The 1,661-nt window shown below is 73.1% G+C and carries 1 protein-coding gene and 1 pseudogene; one reads left to right on the forward strand and one right to left on the reverse strand.

The features are described 5' to 3' along the window. On the forward strand, window positions 1-1,292 hold a 1,292-nt coding region (locus HC022_RS26040), incomplete at its 5' end, for an ATP-dependent helicase C-terminal domain-containing protein (protein WP_303049107.1). A gap of 85 nt (window positions 1,293-1,377) precedes the next feature. Here HC022_RS26040 and HC022_RS26045 read toward each other — a convergent pair. Further along, window positions 1,378-1,661: pseudogene (locus HC022_RS26045) on the reverse strand (NADP-dependent phosphogluconate dehydrogenase); the annotation flags it as partial.

Consider the following 1,661-nt stretch of genomic DNA (forward strand, 5'->3'; position numbering starts at 1 on the left):
CGCAGGCGCTGCTCACCATGCTGGGCGCGCTCGACGAAACCGGACGGATCACCGAGCATGGCAAGATCCTCGCCAAGCTGCCGCTGCATCCGCGTCTGGGCCACATGCTGACGCTGGCGGGACCGCGCGCCGCGGATCTCGCGGCACTGCTGGCGGATCGCGACCCGCTGGTCGGGGCGCCCTCGGATCTTACGCTGCGGCTCGAGGCGATGACCGACCTGCGCCGCTTTACCGAGAGCCGCCCGCACCAGGTCAACCGCGCCGCGCTCGAGCGCATCCGAACCGAGGCCAGACGCCTGCGCCGGCAGGCCCCGCGCGACGCCGGCCGTGGCTACGGGGACCTCGGCCCCGCCGCCATGGCGGCGCTGGCCTACCCCGACCGCATCGGCCTGCGCCGCAAGGGCGACGCGCCGCGCTTCCAGCTCTCGGGCGGCAAGGGCGCGGTGCTCGAGCCTTCGGACCCGCTCGCCTCGGCCCGGCTGATCGTGGTGACCGACACCGACGGCAACCCGCGCGAGGCCCGCATCCGGCAGGCGGTCCAGATCACCGAGAGTGAGCTGCGCGACCTCTTCCCCGAGACGATCCGCTGGCAGGACAGCTGCCACTGGTCCAAACGCGACCGCCGCGTCGTGGCGCGACAGCAGGAAAGGCTCGGCGCCATCGCGCTCGACGACCGCGCGTGGAAGGATGCCCCGTCCGAGGCCATGGCCCGCGCCATGCTCGAAGGCGTGCGCGAGCTCGGCCTGTCCCTGACCGACGCCGCGCGGCGCTTCTGCGCCCGGGCCGAGATCGGGCGCGAGGGCGGGCTCGACCTGCCCGACATGCGCGAGCCCGCGCTGCTCGAGACGCTCGAGGACTGGCTGCTGCCCTATATCGAGGTCGTGAGGAGTGCCGAGGACTGGAAGCGCTTCGATCCGCTGCCCGCGCTGCGCGCGCGTCTTGACTGGGCGCAGCAGCAGGCGCTCGATGCAGCGGTGCCGGGCAAGTTCACCACCCCGCTCGGGCGCGAGATCGCCATCGACTATTCCGGAGAGCACCCCGAGATCGCTCTGCGCCTGCAGGAGATGTTCGGTCAGCGCACCCATCCGATGGTGGGACGCAGGCCGCTGCGGGTCACGCTGCTCTCGCCCGCCCGGCGCCCGGTGCAGACCACGATGGACCTGCCCGGCTTCTGGGATGGCTCCTACGCCGATGTGCGCAAGGACATGAAGGCGCAGTACCCGCGCCACCCCTGGCCCGAGGACCCGCGCGAGGCGGACCCGACCCTGCGCGCCAAGCCGCGGGGGCAGTGAGGGGCGCTGCCCCTCTGCGGCTGGCGCCGCATTCACCCCGGGATATTTTCGGCCAATAGAAGCTGCGGACGAGGCGCGGGGGGGCTCACTCCCACCACGGCCCGTGCGGGCGATCCTCGCCGTCGACGCGGTCAAACCCGTGCCGCCCAAAGAAGTCGCGCTGCGCCTGGATGAGGTTTGCCGTGCCCTCGGGGCGGCGCATGGTGTCCCAGAACGCCAGCGCCGAGGCGAGCACCGGCAGCGGGAAACCCGCCGCGACCGAGGCCGCGACGACGCAGCGCAGTGCCGGGATACCCGCCTCGAAGATCGCCCCGAAGCGCGGCGCCAGCACCAGCTGGTCGAGCGGCGGGCCCTCGCGGAAGGCCTCCG

The sequence above is a fragment of the Salipiger sp. HF18 genome (assembly GCF_011806505.1).
GTDB classification, from domain to species: Bacteria; Pseudomonadota; Alphaproteobacteria; order Rhodobacterales; family Rhodobacteraceae; genus Salipiger; species Salipiger thiooxidans.